The organism is Thalassospira australica (assembly GCF_000763295.1).
Classification (GTDB): Bacteria; Pseudomonadota; Alphaproteobacteria; order Rhodospirillales; family Thalassospiraceae; genus Thalassospira; species Thalassospira australica.
In genome coordinates, this window is record NZ_JRJE01000016.1 from 1 (window position 1) to 1,325 (window position 1,325).

At 55.8% G+C, this 1,325-nt stretch carries 1 protein-coding gene; it reads right to left on the reverse strand.

Going from position 1 to position 1,325, the window contains the following annotated elements; genetic code table 11:
- The coding region (locus JF44_RS0109055) for an IS1182 family transposase (RefSeq protein WP_033068673.1) at positions 1 to 1,271 on the reverse strand (1,271 nt) is incomplete at its 3' end.
- Positions 1,272 to 1,325: the final 54 nt, after the last annotated feature.

A 1,325-nucleotide genomic window follows, 5' to 3' on the forward strand; every position in this document is an offset into this window, starting at 1 on the left:
CGCAGGCCCCGCAAGCGGGCATAGCGATGGCCATGCAATTGTTTGGCGTCAGCAAAACTGCGTTCGACGGTTTCCTTGCGGCGTTCATATATCCGCTTGCCCCACGGGTTGAGCCGGTTGGCGTTGATCTTCTCAAGGCTCTCCTGCCAGATATGGCGTGTGACGACCTTGGTGTGATTGCGACTTTGCGTGCAGGCATCGCGCAGCGGGCACGTTTTGCAGACCGACGGGTTGCTCTTGTATTCCCGATATCCGGATCGGTTGGTGGTGCTGTAAGTGAGGATTTCACCTTGCGGGCATCGATAGCCATCAAGCCCGGGCAGATATTCATAATCGCGTTTGCGCAAGTACCCCTTGCGATGTGTCGGACGGCGATAGCCGATCACGCCCTCAATCCCCCTGTCTTCCAGCCCACGGGCTATTCCGGCTGTGGCATATCCCGCATCCAGACCAACCGCTCGCACATCAAAGCCGAACCGGGCGCGCTGCCGGTCCAGACGTGACAGATAGGGGATACTGTCATGGACATTGCCCGGTGTAACATGGATATCGGAGATCAGCGCATGGGCGCCATCAACGGTGCGGTGATCAAGATAGAAAAAGCCCTTGGGCTTGCCATCACGCACCATATAGCCGCTGTCAGGATCGGTGCGACTGACCTTTGTCTCTTTGGCAACAGGGTGGCGCTCCTTCTCCTTGAGCGGTTTCTTGCCATGGTCAGCGCGATCCTGTGCAATATCGGCATCAAGGGCGGCAAGGTAGTCCGCACGTGACTTCTCGACCACCTCGCGGTCGAACCGGTTCTTGTTGGCATTGGCCTTAAGGTGGGTGCTGTCGCTATAGAGCACTGTGCCATCGACAAGGCCTGCCCGGATCGCCTGTTCGACAATCTCGTCAAAAATCTCCTGACAGATGTCGCTGTCATTGAACCGTCGCCGTCGGTTCTGACTGATCGTGCTGGCATCGGGCACCTTGTCGGTCAGGCGAAGCTGCAGGAACCAGCGATAGGCCACATTGACCTCGATCTCGCGCATCAATTGCCGTTCGGAGCGAATGCCAAACAGATAGCCGATAAACAGCATCTTGAACAAAAGAACCGGATCAAGCGCCGGCCGACCGTTATCGGCGCAATATAAATGCGCAACCCGGTCATGGATAAAACTGAAATCAATTACAGCGTCGATCTTGCGCAGCAAGTGATCCTTTGGCACCAGAGATGACTGCGTGACCATCTCAAGCTCTTCTTGGTGGGAGGTCTTCTTCTTAAGCATGCCCCATTGAATCAAAAGTCCCCGCCATTGGCGAGAACTTTGTCAGCAATCTGA